The organism is Rhodococcus sp. P4_F3_2 (assembly GCF_056401335.1).
The window spans coordinates 1-367 of sequence record NZ_JBFUJN010000298.1; the positions used below are offsets into that span (position 1 = coordinate 1).

The window sequence follows — 367 nt, forward strand, 5'->3', positions numbered from 1 at the left end:
GGGTACGATAAATCGGGCAATTTAATTGATTTAGACGTATGGGACAGCTGGCCTCTGCAAAATGCTGACGGAACAGTAGCCAACTATCATGGTTACCAAGTTGTATTTGCACTAGCAGGTGATCCGAAAGATGCTGATGATACATCTATTTATGTGTTTTATCAAAAAATCGGTGAAGATTCGATTGACAGTTGGAAAAATGCAGGAAGAGTGTTCAAAGACAGTGACAAATTTGTACCGAATGATCCTCATTTGAAAAAGCAAACACAAGAATGGTCAGGATCTGCTACTTTAACATCAGACGGAAAAATACGCTTATTCTATACTAACTTTTCAGGTACAAACTATGGAAAACAAACCTTAACAA

Annotated in this window: 1 protein-coding gene; it reads left to right on the forward strand. The window is 37.6% G+C overall.

The window, feature by feature from the left end; genetic code table 11:
* Positions 1–367: glycoside hydrolase family 68 protein (locus tag AC1DWA_RS33835; RefSeq protein WP_477917930.1), on the forward strand; the 367-nt coding region annotated here is incomplete at both ends.